Below are 21,631 nucleotides of genomic sequence, written 5' to 3'. Positions count from 1 at the left end.
ACGCGGGCCGCACCTCATCCTCGTACGACGCGGACACGGACGATGGCGATCTCCCCCGATTCCGAGCCGGTTCACGAGCCCCCGCGCCGGCGCAGCCGGTGGTGGCTGCTCGCCATCGTGGGCGGCGCGGCAGTGGCCACGCTGGGCGTGGCGTCGCTGCTCACCAACATCTTCGAGCGCAAGGCCGAGGCGCGGAACCCGTTCTACCGCGTGGTGGAGCTGAACGACACCATCACCGACCCGGCCGTGTGGGGGCAAAACTTTCCCCTTCACTACGACGCCTACCGCCGCACGGTAGACCAGAGCCGCACCCGCTACGGCGGCAGCGAGGCCCTGCCCCGCGACCCCACCGCCGGCGATCCGCGCTCGACGGTGGCGCAGAGCCGGCTGGAGGAGGATCCGCGCCTGCGCGAGTTCTGGGCGGGGTACGCGTTCTCGCACGACTTCCGCGAAGAGCGCGGGCACGCGTACATGCTCGCGGACCAGGAGTTCACCGGGCGCCAGCAGGTGGCCCGGCAGCCCGGCACCTGCCTTCACTGCCACGGCTCCGTCTACGTTCCGTACCTGCGCGCCGGGAACGGCGACCTGATCGCCGGGTTCGAGCGGATGAACCAGATGCCCTACGCGGAGGCACGCAAGCAGGTGCGGCACCCCGTGTCGTGCATCGACTGCCACGACCCGGAGACCATGCAGCTGCGGATCACGCGGCCCGGGTTCATCGAGGGGATGCGGGCGCTCCGGGCCAGCCAGGGCGCCCACGGCTACGACGTGAACCGCGACGCCACCCGCCAGGAGATGCGGACGTACGTGTGCGGCCAGTGCCACGTGGAATACTACTTCAAGGGCCCGGAAAAGCGGCTGACCTATCCCTGGGCCAACGGCCTGCGGTCCGACCAGATCCTGGCCTACTACGACAGCACGGGGCACAAGGACTGGACGCACCCGGTGAGCGGCGCCCCCGTGCTCAAGGCGCAGCACCCCGAGTTCGAGATGTTCAGCCAGGGCATCCACGCGCGCGCCGGCGTGGCATGCGCCGACTGCCACATGCCGTACGAGCGGGTGGGCGCCATGAAGATCAGCGACCACCACGTGCGCAGCCCGCTGCTGAACATCGCGCGCTCCTGCCAGACCTGCCACCGCACCAGCGAGGACGAGCTGCGGGAGCGGGTGCACATCATCCAGGACCGCACCTACCAGATGCGCAACATCGCCCTGGACGCGGTGCTGGACCTTACGCGCGCCATCGGCGCCGCGCGCGCCGGCACCCCCGCGGCGCGGCTGGACTCGGCCCGGGTGTACCAGCGCCGCGCGCAGTTCCTGATCGACTTCGTGGAGGCGGAGAACTCCATGGGGTTCCATGCGGACCAGGAGGCCGCCCGGACGCTGGCGCTGGCGCTGAACCACGTGCGCATCGGCCAGGCGATGCTGCGGGGCGAGCGACCCACCACCACGAACCGCCCCCTCGCCGCGCCGCAGCTGGTTACCCCGCGCCCGCAGCCGTCCGCACCGGCCGGGGCGGCGAGAATTCGGGGGCGGGCAGCCGGCGCTGACGGGAGGGGCGGGGCCGCACGCCCCCGCCCTCCACGCCGGGCAAGCCGCCTGCCTGCTCCAGGTCCACTGGCTTTCGATGGCATAGACGACGAGCGGGAGCCGTCGCCGGCTCCCGCTCGTCGGACGTGCGCCACGGCTCAGCCGCGGTGCGCGTCCCCTTCCCGCCTCATCACGGCTAGCAGCCGGAGAGCGTCGTGCCCGTGATGGTCACGTCGCCCTGCGACCAGGCGTTCCCGTTCAGGGTGCCGCGGGTGGAGGTGAGGTCCCCGCCCGCCAGGATGGCTCCGCGCATGCTGGTGTCCGTCGTCGTGGCGGCGTCCTCCACCCACCACGTCACGTTGCAGGCCGAAGCGCCCCCGGCCATCACCACCGAGAAGTTGGTGGCCGTCAACGCGCCCACTCCGCTGGTGCCCACCTTGATCAGCCAGGTGCCGTCGGAGGGTCCGTTGAGCGTCAGCGTACCGGTCAGGGACGCCGCGTTCGAGAAGCAGTACACGCCGGGGGCCAGGGTGACCCCGGCCAGCGAGCCCGTCAGCACCGTGCCGCAGGGCACGGTCTCCCGCTGGTTGTACGCGGCGACGAAGTTGTTGTAGGCCTGGACGGAAGCCGCGGTTCCCACCTGGGCCGTGCCCCCCGTGACCGGGCAGTTGACCGGCGTGAACGAGCCGGTGGGGCTCGCCTGGAAGGTGCCCACGTCGCCGCTGATGCTGCCGTTGGTGCAGGCCACGGCCACGTTCGCGAGCACCCGGAAGCCGACGACCGGCGGCGGGGGTGGGGGGGGCGGCGGCGGCGGCGGCGGCGGGGGAGGCGGCGGCGGCGGAGGCGGCGGCGGTGGTGGCGGCGGGGGCGGGGGCGGCGGCGGCGTGGTCACGGTGACCGTCGCCGTACCGAACATGGAGCCCTCGGTGGCCCGCACCGTGTTGGTGAAGGTGCCGGCCGTGTTCCCCGCCGTGAAGAGCGCGGTCTGCCCCCTGGTGCCTGCCGGGATGGTGCCGCCGCCGTTGGTGACGGACCACGTGGGGTTGATGGCGACCACGTTGAGGCCCGCGTCCCTGCCCACGGCCGTGAACGTCTGCTGCTCACCGGTTGCCAGCGTTACCGGGTTGGGCGTGACGGTGATGCTGGCCAGCGGCCCGGTGGTCACGATGACCGTCGCCGTGCCGAAGAGCGCGCCCGAGGTGGCCCTGACGCTGTTGACGAAGGTGCCCGGGACGTTGCCCGCGGTGAAGAGCCCCGTGCTGGCGCCGATGGTGCCCGGCGGGTTGGTGGTGGACCAGACCGGTGTGATGGCCACCACGTTGCCCGCGGCGTCGGTGCCCACCGCCGTGAACTGCTGCTGCGTGGCGATGGCCAGCGTGTCCGGGTTGGGCGAAACCGTGATCAGGGCCAGCGGCCCGGGGGTCACGACGACCGTGGCCGTGCCGAAGATGGAGCCCGACGTGGCCCGTACGCTGTTGGCGAAGGTGCCGACCGTGCTCCCCGCGGTGAAGAGCCCCGTGCCGGCGACGATGGTGCCCGGCGGGTTGGTCGTGGACCAGACGGGGGTGATGGCGACGACGTTGCCGCCCGCGTCCCTGCCCACCGCGGTGAACTGCTGCTGGGCGCCGATCGCCAGCGTCGCGGGGTTGGGCGTAACGGTGATGGTCGCCAGCGGGCCGGCGGTCACCGTGATCGTCGCGGTGCTCGTCAGGCCGCCGCAGGAGACCGTCACCGTGCTGGTGCCCGGCGTGGCGCCGGCGGTGAACAGCCCCTCGTCGTTGACCGTGCCGCCGCCGGCGACGGTCCAGGTCTCGCCCTCGATGCGCGTCTCGGAGAAGCCGACGCGCGTGCCGGCCACGGAGAGCTGCACCGTGCCGTTCACCGCGACGGTCGCGGTGGGCGGCGAAACGGTGAGCGAGGCCAGGTTCTGCGTACCCGTGGAGTCGCCGCACGCCGCCGTGGCCAGCCCGGCGAACGCCAGCGCCAGGAGTGCCCGGCCGATCCCTCCGCGCCGGGCCCGTGCTGGCCCGGTGCGGCTTTTCATGAAGATGTTCATCCAATCCCCCGACCTGATGCGAGTGACCGCGACTGCGCGCGGACGCGCGCATGTCGAACGGAAATTTCTCGAAGATGCTCGATCCCCGGGGCGCCCCGGGGGGCGCCCCGCCGTTCCGCTACTCGCCGCGGACGGCGCCGGACTTGACCTCGGTCTGGTACGGCTGGAACTCGCACCCGGGCCGCACCGGCAGGTAGACCACCTCCGGACGCGCCGCACCCGCCTGGGCGAACACCGGAACGCCCTGGTGATCGGCGATCCGCGCCACCTCGCCGGTGCCCAGCACGCGCGGCAGGCCGAACCTCACGTAGCGCCGTCCCTGCACGGTGATCTGCTCGTTCTGGATGTACCACGCCGCACCCGCGGCGTACTGCGCCGCGGTGGCCGGGTAGGCCTGCGCGAAGGGCCGGCCCGCGACCGTGGTGTCGCCCGTGGCCTGGGTGTACTGCGCCTGCACGGTGCGCAGCGCGCCGTTCTCCACCACGCACACGTCGATCGTCCTCGCCATCGGGGCGGCGGGAGGCGCGGGCGGGGGCTGCACGGCGACGGGCTCGGGGAGCGGCGGGGGCGGCGGAACCATCATCGCCATGGGGCGGGCGGTGCCCAGCAGCAGGCTCAGCCCGGCACGGGCGTGCAGGTTCAGGTTGGCCTCGGGCTCGTGGCCGGGCATGTAGTCGGCCACGCCGTCCACGCGAATGGCCAGCGGGCCGGCCAGTGCCATGCGCAGGCCCGCAAGGCCGGAAACGCCGAAGCTGGCGCTGTCGGCTTCGGGCCCGGTGCCCCCGCCGAACGCGTAGTTCGTGCGGACGGCGCCGGCCCCGACGATGAAGTGCGTGAGGCTGGCGAGGGGGAAGTTGTAGTTCAGGCGAAGCGCGAACGCCGAAACGTCTACCTGGGTCGGCTGCGCCCCCGTGCAGCAGAACGTTTCGTCGGGATCGCGGTCCTGCGGCGAAAGGTAGCCATCGGCTTCCAGCTGAAGGCGCGGGGTGAAGAACACGCCCAGCCGCGCCCCGTACCCGAACCCGTCCTCGGGAACCACGTTGGGGCGGCCCGCGTTCGCGTCGAACGCGGTCCACTGCCCGAAGGCGCCGATCTCGATGGTCCCGGCGCGCGGTGCCCCGGCCTGCGCCGCCACGGGCACGCTGAAGCACGACACCATCACCGCGGCCGTGATCGCGCGGATGGCCAAACTGTCTCTCGCCATGACTGTTCCTCTCCAAAAGGTGGAACGCTTCCCTGCTCCGCCGATGATCGCCCACGGCTGGGCAGCGATATTAACCATATGTACAATACAAGGTACTACTTATTTACCACTTGGTCAAGTAGAACCCGCGCAGGTGCTTACCGGCGGGCACGGGGATCGCGGATCGGGAGCCCCCGTTCGGGATGCCACCGACTGGTGCGTGCGCGTGCGGGCTGGGCGGAGGGGGAGATCCCGAAGAGCGTTCGGGGTGCCGCGGGAGGAACTTCGCCGGAACGTCGGGCCACGCCGGCGATCAGCTCGCGGGCGAAGGCGCGTTCAGGTCGACGGGGCTGGCGGGGAGCCAGAGCGAGAAGGTGGCGCCTTCGTTCGGCTTGCCCGACACGGTGAGGTCGCCGTCCAGAAGGCGTGCGATCAACCGGCTGATCGCCAGTCCCAGCCCGTGGCCGCTCGCCTGCTCGGCGGTGTGCAGCCGGTGGAACTCGCCGAAGATGCTCTCCCGTTCGGCGGGCGGAATCCCGGGGCCGCTGTCGCTCACGTGGGCCGCCACCCAGGGCCCGGACCGCTTGGGCCCGCCCTGCGCATCCCGCTCGATCCACAGGGTGACGCGTCCCGGCGGGGGCGTGTACTTGAGCGCGTTGGTGACGAGGTTGCCGAGCACCTGGCGCACCCGTTCGGGGTCCGTTTCGATCGGCACGCGCTCGTTGCATTCGCAGGTGAGCACGTGTCCGGCGGCTTCGGCGATCCCCCGGTGCTCCTCCAGCACTTCCACCACCAGCAGCCTCAGGTCGGCCGTTTCGCGGACGATGGGCAGCCCACCGCTCTCGGCGAGCGACAGGTCCAGGAGGTCGGTGATCAGGGCCAGCGCGCGGCCGATCCCCCGGCGCACGCCCGCGACCCACTTCACCTGTTCCGGGAGAAGGGTTCCCTGCAGCTCCAGCTCCAGGAGCTGCGCGTATCCATCCGCCGCGCCCAGGGGGTTCTTCACGTCGTGGGTCACACCCCGGAGCAGCCGGGTCCGCGCCTCCATGGCCCGCGTCACGGCGAGCAGCAGCGCTTCCTGGGCCAGCACGGCGTTCCGCGCCTCGGTGATGTCGCGCAGGACGACCGTGTACACCCGCTCCCCCCCGAGCTCCAGCTTGGAGATGGACGCTTCGGCCGGAAACTCCACCCCGTTCTTGCGGCGGCCGGAGATCTGCCGCCGCTGTCCCATGCGCCGCGCCACCTGGGGCGAGTCGCCGAAGGTCCGCACGTGCTTCTCGTGCACCCCCCGCGCGCTCTCCGGCAGCAGGATGGTGAGAGGCTGGCCCATCACCTCGTCCATGCCGTACCCGAAGATGTGCTCCGCCCCCTCGTTGAACAGCACGATGCGCTGGGCCTCGTCTACCGAGATGATGGCCTCCGCGGCGATGTTGATGATCCCCGAGAAGCGCTTCTCCGAGATTTCGGCGGCCGCCTGGGCACGCTGCGCCTGCCGCATCAGCCGCGAGTTGTCGATGGCGATGGCGGCGCGGGCGGCGAGATCTTCTCCGAGCACCCGGTCTTCGCGGGTGAACGGGTCGTCGTGGTTGGGGCTGACGTAGGTGATGGCCCCCAGGATCTCGCCCCGCGCCAGCAGGGGAATGGTCATGAACGAGCCGATTTCGAGCGCGCGCAGCAGCTCCAGGTTGCCCGGGGAGTGGGCCGCCGCGACGAGCATGTCGTCCGTCACCGGAAAGACGACCTGCGTTTGCCGGGTGCGGATGGCGGAGGGGATGCCGAGCGGATCGTCGCGCAGCGGCGGCCACCCCTGCAGCAGCTGCTCCGCCAGGGCCTGCTTGTGCGGATCGGGGTGGATGATGGCGAGCCGCCGCATGTGGTCGCCCTCCACCAGGTCCACCATGCACCAGGAGCCCAGGTCCGGAAGGGCGAGCCGCGCGACCGCCGCGAGGGTGGTTTCCACGTCCAGCGAATCAGCCAGCAGGCGAGTGGCCTCGACCAGGTAGGAGAGGTCGCGCTCGTGGAAGAGTGAGCTGCCGGCCTGGAGTGGAGTCACAGAAAATCTCGACACGGGAAAGTCCCGGCGCATCGGCGGCCGGAGCACGGAGACCGGGAGGCGGCGCCCCCCCTTCCCTGCCAGCATGCATCAAACGCTCCCAGCCCCGGCCGGCCGGTCCCCGGGCGGCCGAAGAATGGATGTTGCAGGGTCCACCGTGGCAGGGTGCGATGCACCGGCGCAGCCGCTTCCGTCAGCGGCGAGCCTGTGCAGCGGGACCGTGCGCCATTGCGGGAAAGCGCCGGACCCGGCGCGCGCGCATCATCCCGTCCCGATGCCGCTCCTCCGCTCCACGAACCTGGAACAGGTGCAAAAATGACCAAGGCCGCGATCGCGATTTCGCGCAGTTCCGGCTCTGCGGCGGGCGAGGAGCTGGGCGCGGCCGTGCTGCAGCAGCTGGGAGGCGAATCCCCGGATGCCCTCATCGTTTTCGCCTCGCCCGGCCAGGACCACGAGGGGCTTCTCCGGGCGCTCACCGCCTCGTGCCGCCCCGGCGTGCTGGTGGGCTGCTCCTCGGCGGGCGAGTTCACCAGCGACGAGGCCGGCGTGGGAATGACCTGCGCGGTGGGCCTCGCCGCGCCCGAGATGCGGTTCGCCGCCGCCATCGGCCGCGGCCTGCGGGAAGACCGCGCGGCCGCGGCCGAGGCGCTGGCCTCCGGGTTCCGCGGCCGGCACACGCCCGGGTACCGCCACCACGCGGCGCTCGTGTTCACCGACGCGCTGGCCGGCTTCGCCGATGACCTGGTGGACCGACTGACCCTGCTCACCGGGGGCGTCTACCGCTTCTTCGGCGGCGGCGCCGGTGACGACGCGCGCTTCGAGCACACCGTGGTGTTCTGCGGCACCGAGGTGGCCACCGACGCCGCGGTGGCGCTGGAGATCCTCTCGAACAAGCGCATCGGCATCGGCGTGCGCCACGGATGGGCGCCGGGCGGGGAGCGCATGCGCGTCACCGAGGCGGAGGGAGTGCGGGTGGGAAGCCTGAACGCCGTATCCACGGCCGAGGTCTTCGAAACGCACGCCGCGTCCACCGGCCAGCGCTTCGACCGCGGCGAGCCCGTTCCCTTCTTCCTGCACAACGTCCTGGGCGTGGAGTCGCCGGAGGGATACCGGCTGCGCGTTCCGCTGTCGGTAAGCGAGGACGGATCGGTGGGGTGCGCGGCCGACGTGCCCTCCGGTGCCTCCGCCTGCATCATGACGACGACCGCCGCGTCCGCCGCCGACGCCGCGGCCGAAGCCACGCGCGCCGCGCTGGCGCAGATGGACGGCAACGAGCCCGCGGTGGCGCTGGTGTTCGACTGCGTCGCCACCCGGCTGCGGCTGGGGCAGGAGTTCGGGGCCGAGCTGGCGGCGGTGCAGCGCGAGCTGGGCAGCACCCCCATGGCGGGCTTCAACACCTATGGCCAGATCGCCCAGGCCGAGGGCCAGTTCAGCGGCTTCCACAACTGCACGGCGGTCGTTTGCACGATCCCCCGGTAACCATGAACGCGCCGCCCGCCGGGCTCCTCGAGCGGGTCGGCGAGCTCGCCACCCCGGAGCGGCGCCCCGAGGCCGCCGCCGCGCTCGCCCGCCTGCTCGGCGGCCAGCGCCTGCTGCTCTTTGCCCCGGACCCCGAGCTGGGCGTGGTGCTCCCCGCGCCCGGCTTTCCGCAGGTGCTGCGGGGGGCCGCGGCGTGGCGGGCCTTCATCGAGGCGTCGGCGCGCGACGGCGGCTTCGAGGGGACGGTGCCCGGCGCGGACGGGCCCGAGCCGGCGCAGGGCTGCGCGCTGGCGGACGGCACCGCCGCGGTGCTGGTGCGGCCTGCCCCCGGCGCGCCCGGGCCCGGGCTGCTTCGCCCGCTCCTGCCCCTGCTGTCGGCGTACTTCCAGTCCGAGCGGCAGGTGATCGCCGACGAGGTGCGCCTGCGGGCGGCGCGCGAAGCCGCCGAACGGGAGCGGGCGCTTACGAACACGCTGCAGGAGCTGCGCGGGCGCCTGGAAGAAGCGCTCGCCGAAGCCGGCGCGGCGCGGGCGCAGGCCGGGCAGCGGGCGGAAGAGGCCGAGGCGCTGGCGACGGAGCTGCAGGCCCACGCGGAACAGCTGCAGGACCAGGCGGTGGAGCTCGAAGTGCTCAACGACGAGCTCGGGATGCGCGCGGAAGAGGCGGAGCGCGCCCGCGCCGAGGCCGACGAGGCAAACCGGGCGAAGTCGTCGTTCCTGGCCAACATGAGCCACGAGCTCCGCACGCCGATCAACGCGGTGATCGGCTATGCGGAGCTCCTGGCCATGGGCGTCACCGGGCCGGTTACGCCGGAGCAGCAGGCGCAGCTGGAACGGATCCGGGCAAGCAGCGCCCACCTGCTCACGCTGATCAACGACATCCTGGACGTGGCCAAGGTCGAGGCCGGGCACATGACGGTGGAGCACACCCGCGAACCCGTGGCCGACGTGGTCGCGGAGGCGGTCGCGCTGGTCGGGCTGCAGGCCCAGGCGGGGGCACTCACCCTCCGGGACGAATGCCCGGAGTCGCGGGCCGTCTACGTGGGCGACCGCGACCGGGTGCGCCAGATCGTCGTGAACCTGCTCTCCAACGCGCTGAAGTTCACGACGGCCGGAGGGCGGGTGACCATCCGCTGCGGTACCACCGGCCGGCCGGACGCGGACGCCGAGCTCGCGGGCGCGGGCCCGTGGACGTTCCTGGCGGTCGAGGACACCGGGATCGGCATCCCGGCCGGCCAGCTGCCGCGCATCTTCCAGCCCTTCATCCAGGCCGAGGAAGGGCACACGCGGACGAAGGGCGGAACGGGGCTGGGGCTCACCATCAGCCGGCAGCTGGCCCGCTTGATGGGGGGCGACCTCACCGCGACCAGCAGCGAGGGACGGGGCTCACGTTTCGTCCTGTGGCTCCCGGCGGTCACGGCCGAAGCGGGAGCCCTGGACGACGCCATCCGCGTGGACGCGCAGACCGCCTGACCGAACGCCGCGCGCCCTGCCCCACTCCGGCGCGATCGCCGGCCGGGTGATGGAGTTAGAAGCTCGACCCCACGCCGGCCGAGCTGGTCGCCTTCAGGTCCCTGAGGCGTCGAACGCGAGCGAGGTCGAGAGCTGCAGGTTGGACTGGATGTCCGCCTGCAGGTCGGCGATCTTCTGCTCGGCCGTGCTGATGGCGTCGGCACCAGCGAGGAAGCGGCGCGGCGGCGGCTGCTGCATGGCAATGGTGAGCAGCGCCTGCGCGAGCTTTTCCGGGTCGCCGGCCTGCTGCCCGTGCGTCGCCGTCCATGTGGCCATCAACGGCCCGCGGCGCGCGTCGTAGTCCGCGATGGACGGCTCGGCGTAGCGCGTCGACTGTTCCGACAGGAGCTCCGTGCGAAAGAAGCCCGGGTTGACGATGGTGGTGTGGATGCCGAATGGCGCGATCTCTACGCGGAGCGCCTCCATCCACCCCTCGAGGCCGAACTTCGACGCGGCGTAGGCGCTCGTGAACTCGACGCCCGAGGCGAGCCCGGCGGTCGACGAGATCGTTACGACGTGCCCCGCGCCCTGCGCGCGCATCACGGGCAGCACGGCCCGGGTGACGAGCATCTGGCCGACGAGGTTCGCGTTGAGCGTCCGCTCGATCTGCTCCGGTGCCAGCTCCTCGAAGAACCCCGCTTCGAAGATCGCCGCGTTGTTGACCAGCACGTCGATGCGTCCGAACCGCTCGACGGCGGCCTTGACCGCCGCCTCGGCATCCTCACGGCTGGTGACGTCGAGCTTCACCGCGAGCAGATCGTCAGCGTCGCCGACCGCCTTCGCGACGGCAGCGGGGTTGCGGCCGGTCGCCACGACGCTGTGGCCAGCCGCCAGCGCCGCCTTCGCGAACTCGACGCCCATGCCGCGTCCCGCGCCGGTAATGAACCAGGTCTTCCTGCTGTTCATGTTGATTATCCCTGTCGAATAGCGTTCGTGAAGCAGGCTGGGGGCTCATGCTCCTGCCCCGCTTGATGGCCCTGATCCCGGGCCCTCCCACGGCGAGAAATGTAGCCGCGCTCGCTTCGCTTGACCGTGCCTGATCGTGGACGATGCTTGCCTATTCCTCCACGGTGCTGGAACCACGGGGGGCGCGGGTGTATCGTCGGAGCGGCGGGAGATGGTCTACTCAGCAGGGGGGGGCGAAACGCATGGCACCGTACACGGGAAAATCGGCTCAGCCTGCGGAAGCGGGTTCGGAGGACATCGGCGAGGAAGCGCTCCGCGGGGAGCTCGCGCGGCTTCTCGACCTGCGAACGGGCTCGGACGGGATGCATTCGACAGCCATCCCGGCCCTGAAGCTCTACCGGTTCTCGCATCCGACGGAGCCGGCACACGCGCTTCAGGACCCCGCGGTGTACGTGGTGGTCCAGGGGCGGAAGCAGGTGACGCTCGGCGATACCACCTATGTCTATGACCGCTCCCGGTACCTGGCGGTTTCGATGGAGCTGCCGGTCGTCAGCCACGTCCTGGAGGCGAGCCCGGACGAGCCCTACCTCTGCATGACGCTCACCGTAGACCCGCGCGAGCTCGCGGAATTGATCGTGGAGACGCATCGGCAGGTTCCGCGCGACGATCACGATGGGCGGGCGCTGTACGTGACGCCCCTGCGGGCGTCCCTCCTGGAGGGATTTCTTCGGCTGGTGCGGCTCCTCGATACGCCGGAAGACATCCCGGTGCTGGCGCCGCTCATCCTGCGGGAGATCGATTACCGGCTTCTGCAGAGCGAGCAGTTCGGGCGTCTGGCCCAGATGGCGATCGGAGACGGCCGCCTGCGGCGCGTTTCAGGGGCGATCGCCTGGATTAAGGAGCACTTCGCGGAACCACTGCAGGTCGAGGCGCTCGCCCATCAGGTCCACATGAGCCCTTCGGCGCTGCATCACCACTTCAAGGCGGCGACGGCGATGAGTCCGCTCCAGTACCAGAAGCGGCTGCGGCTGCAGGAGGCACGCCGCCGCCTTCTCTCGGGAGGGCCGACCGCGGAAGCGGTCGCGTACGAGGTGGGGTACGCCAGCGCATCGCAGTTCAGCCGGGAGTACGCCCGGCTCTTCGGTCAGCCACCGCGGCGAGACGCCGAGCTGGTGCGTGGCGCCACGGCAGGTGGAGACCCGCGGATCGTGCCGTGACGCCCAGCCGTCGGTCCTGCTGAACTGGACGGCCGGAAATTGAAGGGCGCGCGCCCTCGTCCCCCCGCAAGAGTACCGCGAGTTTGGGGACGACCAGCAGCATCCGCACTGGCGGCACGTACCTGCGCCTATCCATCTGCATGGCGCGGAAGGCGAAGCCGGAAGGTGCTCCCCGAGCCCTCCGTGGACTCCGCGGTCAGGTCTCCCCCCATGCTGCGGGCGAGGTCACGGCTGATCGCCAGCCCCAGCCCTACCCCGCCCTCGGTGCGCGTGAGGCGGGCGTCCACCTGGAAGAAGGGCTCGAACACCCTGCGCAGCCCCTCGTCCGAAATGCCGATCCCCGTGTCCGAGACGGAGATCGTGACCGCGTGGGTCTCGGCCGCGCAGCCCACGCCGATGCGCCCACCCGGCGGTGTGAACTTGACGGCGTTGCTGAGCAGGTTGAGCAGGATCTGCTGGACCTTCGCCGGGTCGGCGTACACGGTGAGGGCCGGGTCGCAATCCCCGGGGACGCGGACCAGCCCCTTGGCCACGAGCTGCGGAAGGACCAGCGCCTCCGCGGCGGCGATCATCTCGGCGACGGGTGCGTGCTCGGGAAAGTACTGCGGGGCCGCCGATTCGCTGCGCGCAAAGTTGAGCACGTCGTTGATGAGCCCCAGCAGGTGCTTGGTGCTGCGCTGGATGCGCTCGAGCGCCTGGCGCTGCTCCGCGGTCACGGGCCCGTGCACGCCCATGTCGATGAGCTCGGTGTAGCCGCCGATGGCGTTCAGCGGGGTGCGCAGCTCGTGGCTCATCACCGACAGGAACTCGCTCTTGCCGCGGTTCGCCGCTTCCGCCACCTCCCTCGCCTGCCGCTCCGCCGCGAAGAGCCGCGCGTTTTCGATCGCCACGGCCGCGCGCCGCGCCAGGTCCTCCCCGAAGGCAAGGTCCTCCGGCCCGAACCGCCGCGCGGACTCGGCCTGGACGAGCGAGAGGGCCCCGATGGTGCGCCCGCGCACGGTGAGGGGAAGCGACAGGTGCGACCGGAATCCCGTCTGGCGGAGAGCGGCCAGGTGCTCCTCGTCCTCCGCCACCGCCTCGAACACGCCCTCGGGGATCTCCGGCACCAGCTCCGGTGCTCCCGAGCGCACCACCTGGGCGGTGCCATACGGCGCGGCGGGGTCGATGGGGTACCTGGCGAGAAGCTTCCCGGCCCACGCCACCCGCTCCGGGTCGCCGTGGTGAATGGCGGCCGGCTCGATGCGGCCGTCGTCGGTGACCAGCTCCACGAAGCACCAGTCCGCCACGCGCGGCACCACCAGCCGCGCGAGCGCCCCGAGGGTGGCTTCGATGTCCAGCGACTCGGCGAGCACCGCTCCCGACTCGGCGAGAACCTCCGCCCGCTCGCGAAGCCGCTGCTCGGCTTCCAGCGCCCGGGCCCGCTCCAGCGCCTGGGCCGCCTGCTCGCCGAGGGTCAGGAGAACGGCGAGCTCGGCGTCGTCGAAGTGCTGCTCCTCGGAAAAGCTGAAGGAGAGCCCACCGATCACCTGGCCGCGCGCGCCGACGGGGATGGCGATGTAGGCCTCGGTGCCTGCCCGGCCGAACTCGGCGGCCATCCCCGGGTAGCGCGCCTCGACCTCCGCGCGGCTGCCCATGATGCGCGGCTGGCCCTCCCGGACCGCGTCGGACAGCGGACGCCCGGGGGTGAGCGGAAAACGGGCCCAGCGCGCGGCCACATCGGCGGCGTAGCCGCGCGAGTGCAGGATCTGGAACTCGCTTCCCCCGCCGGACAGGAGTCCCAGCGATCCGGCGCTCGCCCCCAGGACCTCCATGCCGTACTCCACGCAGGCGCGTGCCACCTGGGCGATGCCGGACGACTCGTTGAGCGCCGCGGCGAACGCCTGGAGAAGGCGCGACCGGTTCGCCGCGCGTTCGCTGGCCCGGAGCAGCTGCGCGTTCTCCACCGCGGTCGCCGCCCGCCGGCCCAGGTCCTCGGCGACGGCGAGGTCCGCGGGGGTGAAGCGGCGCCCCGTCTCGGCCGACACCAGCATCAGGGCGCCCACCTGCCGTTCCCTCACCGTCAGCGGCACGGTGAGGGCCGACGTGAAGCCGATCTGCCGCAGCAGCGCGAGGTGCGTCTCGTCGCGAGCCGCGGCCACGAGCATCTCGTCGGGGATGTGCTCGTAGAACTCGGACCGGCCGCTACGCAGCACGGCCGGGATCCCCGTCGCCGCCTCCGGGTCCGGGGGGTACCGGCGGGTGATCTCCTCCGCCCAGGCCACTTTCGCCGGCTCCCGGTGCGCCACGGACCGGATCCGCCGCGGTCCCTCGGCCATCTCCACCACGCACCAGTCCGCCAGCCGCTCCACCGCCAGCTTCGCTACGCTCCGCAGCGTGGCCTCGTAGTCCAGCGACGAGCCCAGGATCTCGCTGGCGTGCGACAGGAACGCCAGCCGCTCCTGTCCCGCCTGCGCGTCTTCGGTGGCGGCGCGCAGCTCCTGGTTGGTGGCCTCCAGCTGCTCGTTGAGCGAGTGCGCTTCCTCCACCTGCTGCTCCAGCTCGACCGCCTGCTCCTGGAGCAGCGCTTCGACCCGCTTGCGCTCGGTGCTGTCGAGCACCATCCCCACGGTGTGGAGCGGCGCCCCGTCATCGCCCCGGACGAGCGAAACGACCAGGTCCGCCCAGACGACGCCCCCGCCCTTGCGGATGTAGCGCGTTTCGGCCCGGTAGCTGTCGCTCTCCCCGGCAATCAGCGCCTCGTAGAGCGCGCGGTTCCGGTCCCGGTCCTCTGGATGCGTGATGCCGTGGAACCCGGTGTCCCGCAGCTCCTGCAGCGAGTAGCGGAGCATCCGCGACAGGGCGGGATTGATCGCCGCCGGCACCCGGTCCAGCCCTCCGAGCGCGATGCCGATGCCTGCATGCTCGAAGGTGGCGCGGAACAGGGCCTCGCTGCGGCGGAGCGCGGCCTCGGCGCGGTGGCGCGGGGTGACGTCCAGCACGTGGGCGACGATCCCCCACACCCGGCCCGTGGCGTCGGTGAGCGGCTGATAGGTGAAGTCCACGACGTGCGACTCCACGTGGCCGTCGCCGTCGTCGTCCCACTCGGCGACGACCCCGGCGCCCTCGACGGGCTCCCCCGTCGCGAAGGCACGGTCCAGCAGGGCGGTAAAGCCCTGCGCGTGCAGCTCGGGAAGCGCCTCGCGGAACGGGCGCCCGACCAGGTCGCGTCCCCCGACGATGCGGCGGTACGCGGCGGAGGCGGCAACCACGACGTGGTCCGCCCCTTCGTATACGGCGGCCGCGGAGGGAAACTGCTCGACGACGGATCGGAAGCGCGCGTGGTCTTCGTCGAGGAGAGGGGTGGAATTCACAGCCTTTCAGGTATGCGGATCGAGGCGCGCCGCCGGGGAATCGGCGGCGCCGGGTGCGCCGCCCGGTGCAATTTGCGTGCGGCGTGGCGCGCGGGCACGCCAGGGCGTGGGCGTGGTGTGATCGTCGTCAGGCGGGAAGCTTCAGGGTGAAGGTGCTTCCCACGCCGGGCGCGCTCACCACCACGAGGTTGCCCCCCATCCCGCGCGCCAGCTGGCGGCTGATGGCGAGCCCCAGCCCGGTTCCCTCCTGGGTGCGCGTGAGGTCGGAGCGCACCTGCACGAACGGCTCGAACACCGCCGCGAGCCGGTCTTCGGGAATGCCGATCCCCGTGTCGCGGACGGTGAAGCAGATGCACTCCCCTTCGCGCTCGCAATCGAGGTAGATCCGGCCCTTGGGATGGGTGAACTTCACCGCGTTGGTCAGCAGGTTCACCAGGATCTGCCGCAGCTTGTCGGCATCCGCGCGTACGGCCATCGCGCGCTCGGTTTCGCCGATGACCAGCTCCAGCCCCTTCGCCCTCGCCTGCGGCATCACCAGCGCCTCCGCGGAAGCGAACGCCTCCCGCACGGGAACGTCGGCGATGTCGTACTCCACGGTGCCCGTCTCCAGCTTGGTGTAGTTGAGCACCTCGTTCACCAGCCCCAGCAGGTGCTTCTGGCTCATCCGGATGCGTTCCAGGTCCGTCCGCTGCTCCGGGGTCACGGGCCCGCGGATTCCCATCTCGATCAGCTCGGTGTAGCCGCCGATGGCGTTGAGCGGCGTCCTCAGCTCGTGGCTCATCACCGAAAGGAACTCCCCCTTCGCGCGGTTGGCCGAGTCTGCCTCGGCGCGGGCCTCGTCGTACTGGGCCAGCAGGTCGCGCAGCGCGTACTGGCGGGCGCGGTTCTGGAGCGCCGCCCGCATCACGGAGATCAGCGAGCCGGGAGTCACGGGGCGGTCCAGGAGCAGCACGCTCCGCCCGGCGCAGAGCCGCGCCAGGGTGGCGAGGGGAGGCGAGGGCTTCTCCGAGTTCGCCACGAACACCTGCACGGGGCAGTCGGACCACACCGGCTGCTCGGTGAGCGCATCCACCAGCAGCCGCACCGAGGCGGCCGAGGAGAGCGCCTCCTCCACCAGCAGCGCCGCGCCCGCGCCCTCCCGGAACGCCGCGCAGAACTCGTCCATCGCCGCGCACACGGTGCAGGCGAACCCGGCCCGCCCCAGCGCCTGCTTCGCCAGCTCCGCGGTGCGGCCCACCGGGGCGAAGACCAGGATGCGGAACCCGGGCGCGCCGAAGTCCGGGTTCGCCCCCAGGCCCTGGAGGGTGGCCCCGAGGCGGTGGGCCTCCTCAGTTGGCGGGTGGGGCATCGGCCAGGTCCATCAGGGTGGCATCCGGCCCCTCGAACGACGGGCTCCCCGAGAGCACGCCCCGGAAGCCCGTGAGGGGCTCGCCCACTTCCATGCCGTTGGGGGTGATCTGGAACTCGCGGATCCCGTGACCGTGCCCGCCGTACCGCTTCTTGAACACGCTGATCGCCCGCCGGATGGCGCCGTCCGCCTCGAAGTGGCGCAGGAGGAGGACCGTGTCGGCCAGGTAGCTTACATCCACCGGGCCGCCGAGGGTGGGCCCCAGCACCCCGTGCTGCGCCACGATCAGAATGGAGAGCACGGTCTGGCTGCTCAGGTAGGTGAGCAGCTCGTGCATCTGCGTGATCAGCATCCGCTCGTCGGGCATGGCGCTCATGTAGCCGGTCAGGCTGTCGATGACCACCATCCGCACCGCGCGCTCCTGCACCTGCGACCGCACCAGGTCCGCGAACTCGCCCGGCGACACCTCGCCCGTGTCGATCTCGCGAAGGGTGATCATCCCCGAGTCCAGGTGCGGGCGGATGTTCATCCCGATCCCCTCCGTCCGGTGGATGAACGTTTCGGGGCGCTCGTCGAACAGGAAGAAGATGGAGCGCTCCCCCCGCTCCGCCGCCGCGAAGGCGTAGTGCGAGGCCAGGGAGCTCTTCCCCGTGCCGGACGGGCCCAGGAAGAGCGTGGAGCTCCCCTCGGCCAGCCCGCCGCCCAGCATCTTGTCGATCTCCTCGATGCCGCTCTCGTGGGCCCGCCAGGCGTTGTGCAGCCGTTCGCCGGTCCGGAGCCGCGGGAACACCTTCAGCCCTCCCGTGCAGATGCGGAAGTCGTGCACGCCGTCGTCGTAGCGGATCCCCCGCACCTTCAGCACGCGCAGCTGGCGGCGCTCGTTGCCGTACGAGGTGGGCGTATGGTTCAGGAGGATCACGCCGAAGGCCAGGTGCTGGAGCTCGCTGTGGCCGGGCATCACCGGGTGGTTGTCCAGGAACAGCACCGTCGCGCCCCGGTTGGCGAACAGCTCCTTGAGAATGAACAGCTGGCGCTGGTAGCGGCCCGCGTCGTTGGAAAGCAGGCGAAGCTCGGAAACGGCGTCGAACACCACGCGGGTCGGCTGGATCTCGTCGATCACCGAGCGGATGGACTGCATCATCTCGCCCAGCTCCACGTCGGCCGTATGGAAGAGCACCTGCTCCGCGCCGAGCTCGGGGACCACGTTGTCCGGGGAAATCTCGTAGACCTCCACTCCCTCCAGCGTCCAGCCATGGGACGCGGCCAGCCGGCCGATGACCTCCCTGCTCTGGCTCATGGTGATCAGCAGGCACTTCTCGCCGCGCTCCGCGCCGGCCCGCAGGAAGTGCAGTCCCGCGAGCGACTTGCCGGTCCCGGGCTCCCCCTCGATCAGGTAGATCTCGTGGGCGGGATAGCCCCCGCCGAGAATTCGGTCCAACCCTTCGATTCCCGACGAGGCTCGCAGCACTTCGGGAGGCGTGATTTCGCTCATGGCCGGGTTCCGGGGGAGAAACGCATGGGTGCCACTGGCGCACGTGCAGTGCCAGAGGGGCATGAACCTCCCTGGCTGGACGCGGGGCGGACGCCAAAACGCCGCCGCTCCGGGGAGCGGCGGCGTTTCTGCGCGATGGTCCTGGCCGCCGCCTAGAACAGGTACCGCAGGCCCAGCTGCACGCGGTATACGTCGGCGGTCGCGGCGGTCCGCGTGAACGTTTCGGTGATCAGCTCCCCGTTGATGTTCCGCAGGCGGAACTGGGGCTGGCCCGCGGCGTTGGTCCCCGCCGGCAGCACCGGCTGCGTGGTGACGAACGCGAACCCCGTCCCGTAGTCGCTGCTCAGCAGGTTGGCGAAGTTCAGCACGTCGGCGCGCAGCTCCAGGCCGTGCCGCCGGCCGCCGATGCGCGAGGCGAGCTGCTGCGACACCGAAAAGTCCATCCGGTACACCATGGGCAGGAACACGGCGTTGCGCTCCACGTACTCGCCGCGGTGCTCCCGCAGGTAGCGGTCCTGCTGGATGAACGCCTCGAAGGCCTCGGCCTGCTGCGCGGCCGTGTACGTGAACGTCTTGGCGGTCGAGCCGGAGCCCACGGTCTGCGTGTACTGCTGGAAGTTCATCTCCGAGGCGTCGCGCGGCACGTAGAGCAGGTCGTTGCTGGTGCCGCCGTCGCCGTTCAGGTCGCCGCCGTACACGTAGCTGGTGTTGCCGCCGTTGCGGCCCTCCCAGAAGAGCGACACCGTGGTCGCGCCGAAGCCGAACAGGTCGCGGCGCGCGGACAGCGCCGCGAACACCCGGTGCCCCGGCGAGTTCGCCGAAAAGCCCAGCCCCGGGTTGTTGGGGTCGCCCGCGTGCGGGTTGTTGTTCCACGACCCGAACGCGATGGAGCCGGCGTCCACCGTGTTCTTGGCTTCGCCGTAGCTGTACGCCACCTTGGCGAACACCCCGCGCGCGAAGGGGCGCTCCAGCGAGGCCGACAGGTTCCACGACCGGCCCTCGTCGCCGTTCTTCAGCACCACCGCGTTCGCCACGTTGCAGTTCAGGCGGTTGAACCCGCCCGAAACGGTGGGGCAGCGGCCGCTGGCCGCCGTCCAGCGCGGCCGGGTGTCGGGCCCGGTGAAGGCGGTGTTGGCCGGCGCCAGGTTGGCGTTGATGTAGTACACGCCGTTCAGGTCGCGGCCGTGCAGGTATTCCACCGTGGCCACCAGCCCCAGCGGAAGGCGCTGGTCCACGGCCAGGTTGGTGCGCCACACCTGCGGGAAGCGGAAGTCGGGGTCGGTCAGCGCCAGCTCGTAGCTCGAGGCCGGGGCGCCGGTGACGGTCTTGGGCTTGTAGGTGTTCGGATCGGGGTTGAACGGGCGGGCGGTGGTGTTGTCGAGCTGCTCGAAGCCCGTCAGCACGCCGGTGGTGCCGATCTGGTTGCTGATCCACACGAACGCCGGACGCCCGGTGAACACGCCGGTACCGCCGCGAACCTGCGTGGAGCGGGTGCCCAGCACGTCCCAGTTGAAGCCCAGGCGGGGCGAGAACAGGGGCGCCGGGTCCGGCAGCTTGCCCGTGCTGTACCGCACGTCCTGGCCGTTCTCGTCACGGAAGGTCAGCAGGTCGGCCGCCTCGTTGGCGTACGCCGTGTTGCCGAACACCGGCATGTCCACGCGCAGCCCGGTGGTGAGGGTGAACCGACCGTTGGGGCGCCACTCGTTCTGGGCGTAGGCCCCGGTGTAGAACACCTCCAGGGGCTGCACCGGCTTTTCCTGCCCCGGGATGTTGGCCCAGCGCACCTGGAAGCGCCGCAGGGTCACCGGCGACGTGGTGCGGTTGGGGTTGGCCAGGTAGCCGTTGGCGTCGGCGTAGAAGTCGGCGAGCGAGTTGTACACGTACACGCTCTGCGACCCCGGGAAGAACACGTTCTCCGACTCGTACCGCTCGGCGCTGATCCCGAAGGTCTGCGTGTGGTAGGTGCCGAACCGGGTGACGTTGTTCTGAAACTGCAGGCTGCTGTAGCGAAGCTCGTTGTTGGGGGTGAAGGGCTCCGTACCGAACGAGGTGTACACGCTTCCCCCGTTCAGGATGTCGACGAAGGGGAACAGCTCGCCGGTGGTCCCGCGGCTCTCGTCCTGGAAGGTGTAGCCCAGGATCATGTTGTTGGCCCAGTTCCCCCGGAACTGCGAGTTCCACTCCCCCACCAGCGAGCGGATGTTCTCCTTGATGCTGTAGTTGGAGCCCTGGAAGTTCAGGGCGCTCAGGTTGGTGCGGCGGGTTCCGAAGCCCAGCGACGACGAGTTCGAAAGCAGGACGTCGGCCTCGGAATCCAGGTGGTTGTACCGCAGGCTGAGCCGGTTTCCGTCGTTGATGTTGTAGTCCAGCTTGGCCAGGAACCGGGTGCCGGGAACCGCGTGCTCATAGCCCTGGAACGGGCCCGTCTGGTAGTTGAAGTTGCTGCCCAAGAAGCTGCTCAGGGCGGTCAGGTCCGACTCCAAGACGCGCGTGGTGCTCCCCTCGGCGGCCTCGGCCCCGGTGTTCGCCCGGAAGGTGGTGCCCGGCTCCGTCAGCGACTCGCGCTCCAGGTTCACGAAGAAGAACAGGCGGTTCTTGACGATGGGGCCCGAGAGCCAGGCGCCGAACTGCCGGAAGTCGAACTGGCCCGGCGTGAACGGGGTGGCGCCGGCCTGGTCGCCCACCAGCCCCTCGTCGCGGAAGTCGAACCGCAGCGCGCCGTGCAGCTCGTTGGTGCCGCTGCGGGTGACGGTGTTCACCCCCGCGCCGACGAAGTTGCCCTGGCGCACGTCGAAGGGCGCCACGTTCACCTGCACCTGCTCGATGGCGTCCAGGGAGATGGGCGCCACCCCCGTCCGCTGCCCCGGCGCGCCCGCCAGCCCGAACGAGTTGTTGAAGTACGAGCCGTCGACCGTGATGTTGTTCAGCCGGTTGTCGGTGCCCGCGAACGAGAGCCCGCCGCTCGCCTGGGGCGTCAGCCGCGCGAAGTCCTCGATGCGGCGGCTGACCGTGGGCATGGCGTCGATCTGCTCGCGCGCCACCGTCGTCGCCGCCCCCGTGCGGTCGGGGCTGAACACCGCGCCCGCGCGCTGCCCCTGCACCGTCACCTCTTCCAGGACCAGGGTCGCCTCCGCCATGCGGAACGAAAGGTCGGTGGTGGAACCCAGGTTCACGGTGATCCCCTGGCGGCTCTGCGTGCCCAGCCCCACGCGCGCCACGGTGACGGTGTACGGCCCGCCGACGCGCATTCCCGGAAGCTGGAACCGTCCGTCGGCCCGGGTGGCGCCCGAGTACCGGGTTCCGGAGGGCTGATGGACGGCGGTCACGCTGGCGCCCGCCACGGGCTCGCCGGCGCTCGAGGTCACCGTGCCGCTGAGCGAGCCGGTGGTGACCTGGGCCCATGCCGCATCGGGTGCTGCGAGCCCGGCCAGCGCCGCAATCAGCAGCACCATACAACGAGATGCTCGGTTCATCGGTGTCGTTCCTGTGGACGGGGTTTCCGCGAG

12 protein-coding genes are annotated in these 21,631 nt (G+C 71.2%); 4 read left to right on the top strand and 8 right to left on the bottom strand.

The annotated features are described in order from the left end of the window. Positions 1 to 42: 42 nt before the first annotated feature. The gene (locus VGB24_RS04885; protein WP_331071838.1) at positions 43 to 1,755 is read left to right on the top strand and encodes an ammonia-forming cytochrome c nitrite reductase subunit c552; all 1,713 of its coding nucleotides are present in this window, start codon (positions 43 to 45) and stop codon (positions 1,753 to 1,755) included. On the opposite strand, the gene VGB24_RS04880 is transcribed toward VGB24_RS04885, so the two are convergent. From VGB24_RS04880 to VGB24_RS04870, 3 genes are all read right to left on the bottom strand, one after another. Continuing rightward, positions 1,727 to 3,574, bottom strand: a complete 1,848-nt coding sequence (locus VGB24_RS04880; protein ID WP_331071837.1) for an ice-binding family protein — start codon at positions 3,572 to 3,574, stop codon at positions 1,727 to 1,729. The two genes, VGB24_RS04885 and VGB24_RS04880, sit on opposite strands and share 29 nt — an antisense overlap. 130 nt (positions 3,575 to 3,704) lie before the next feature. Beyond that, on the bottom strand, positions 3,705 to 4,790 hold the full coding sequence (locus tag VGB24_RS04875; RefSeq protein ID WP_331071836.1) for an outer membrane beta-barrel protein: 1,086 nt from the start codon (positions 4,788 to 4,790) through the stop codon (positions 3,705 to 3,707). Positions 4,791 to 5,082: 292 nt separating this feature from the next. Further along, entirely contained in the window at positions 5,083 to 6,822 is a 1,740-nt protein-coding gene (locus VGB24_RS04870) for a sensor histidine kinase (RefSeq protein ID WP_331071835.1), read from the bottom strand. Positions 6,823 to 7,137: 315 nt separating this feature from the next. On the opposite strand from VGB24_RS04870, the gene VGB24_RS04865 reads away from it, so the two are divergent. Then, the gene (locus VGB24_RS04865) at positions 7,138 to 8,301 is read left to right on the top strand and encodes an FIST signal transduction protein (protein WP_331071834.1); all 1,164 of its coding nucleotides are present in this window, start codon (positions 7,138 to 7,140) and stop codon (positions 8,299 to 8,301) included. 2 nt (positions 8,302 to 8,303) lie between these two features. Continuing rightward, positions 8,304 to 9,773: a sensor histidine kinase gene (locus VGB24_RS04860; RefSeq protein WP_331071833.1), complete on the top strand. Its 1,470-nt coding sequence runs from the start codon at positions 8,304 to 8,306 to the stop codon at positions 9,771 to 9,773. 93 nt (positions 9,774 to 9,866) lie between these two features. Here the strand turns inward: VGB24_RS04860 and VGB24_RS04855 are convergent, their stop codons facing one another. Next, positions 9,867 to 10,718, bottom strand: a complete 852-nt coding sequence (locus VGB24_RS04855) for an SDR family NAD(P)-dependent oxidoreductase (RefSeq protein WP_331071832.1) — start codon at positions 10,716 to 10,718, stop codon at positions 9,867 to 9,869. A 242-nt stretch (positions 10,719 to 10,960) separates the two neighbouring features. Here VGB24_RS04855 and VGB24_RS04850 point away from each other — a divergent pair, with 242 nt between their 5' ends. Next, a complete protein-coding gene (locus tag VGB24_RS04850) occupies positions 10,961 to 11,935 on the top strand; it encodes an AraC family transcriptional regulator (protein WP_331071831.1) in 975 nt (324 codons plus the stop codon). A gap of 128 nt (positions 11,936 to 12,063) precedes the next feature. Here the strand turns inward: VGB24_RS04850 and VGB24_RS04845 are convergent, their stop codons facing one another. The 4 genes from VGB24_RS04845 to VGB24_RS04830 all read right to left on the bottom strand — a co-directional run bounded on the left by VGB24_RS04845 (position 12,064) and on the right by VGB24_RS04830 (position 21,598). Then, positions 12,064 to 15,285: a GAF domain-containing protein gene (locus VGB24_RS04845; protein ID WP_331071830.1), complete on the bottom strand. Its 3,222-nt coding sequence runs from the start codon at positions 15,283 to 15,285 to the stop codon at positions 12,064 to 12,066. A gap of 127 nt (positions 15,286 to 15,412) precedes the next feature. Further along, positions 15,413 to 16,633, bottom strand: a complete 1,221-nt coding sequence (locus VGB24_RS04840; RefSeq protein WP_331071829.1) for a HAMP domain-containing sensor histidine kinase — start codon at positions 16,631 to 16,633, stop codon at positions 15,413 to 15,415. After that, the gene (locus VGB24_RS04835) at positions 16,614 to 18,125 is read right to left on the bottom strand and encodes an ATPase domain-containing protein (RefSeq protein ID WP_331071828.1); all 1,512 of its coding nucleotides are present in this window, start codon (positions 18,123 to 18,125) and stop codon (positions 16,614 to 16,616) included. Before VGB24_RS04835 ends, VGB24_RS04840 begins: the two co-directional genes overlap by 20 nt. Positions 18,126 to 18,277: 152 nt before the next feature. Further along, positions 18,278 to 21,598, bottom strand: a complete 3,321-nt coding sequence (locus VGB24_RS04830; RefSeq protein WP_331071827.1) for a TonB-dependent receptor — start codon at positions 21,596 to 21,598, stop codon at positions 18,278 to 18,280. Between the last annotated feature and the right edge of the window lie 33 nt (positions 21,599 to 21,631).

This window comes from Longimicrobium sp. (genome assembly GCF_036399935.1).
GTDB lineage: Bacteria > Gemmatimonadota > Gemmatimonadetes > Longimicrobiales > Longimicrobiaceae > Longimicrobium.
This window is presented reverse-complemented; position numbering and strand designations above follow the sequence as displayed.